General features: G+C 47.8%; 1 protein-coding gene. It reads right to left on the bottom strand.

Annotated features, from left to right (window positions below; all coding sequences use genetic code 11):
- Window positions 1-250: helix-turn-helix domain-containing protein (locus tag M3650_RS31500; protein WP_251580298.1), on the bottom strand; the 250-nt coding region annotated here is incomplete at its 3' end.
- Between the last annotated feature and the right edge of the window lie 39 nt (window positions 251-289).

Here is a 289-nt window from a genome sequence, read left to right on the forward strand (position 1 = left end):
CATATTCCATCTTTTTCATCTCGAGTTTTTGGCGATCGGCCTCTGTTAATTCCTCCGGCGCTTTCTTTCTTCCCCGTCCATCCTTTAACGCATCCTGACCGCCATCTTCAAACTTCTTCACCCATTGATAGACTTGCTGGTAGGAGACCTGAAAATGGTCCGCTGTCTTATGGTAGTCATGCTGATGAGCAAGACAGTATTGCACAATATCGATCCGTTCCTGCCAAGTCGTCGAACGCCCCTTCGTCATCGCTTTCGCTCCTCCTGAATAAGCTTTTAAGCTGCTATG

The sequence above is a fragment of the Paenibacillus sp. MER TA 81-3 genome, assembly GCF_023713585.1.
GTDB lineage: Bacteria > Bacillota > Bacilli > Paenibacillales > Paenibacillaceae > Paenibacillus_B > Paenibacillus_B profundus.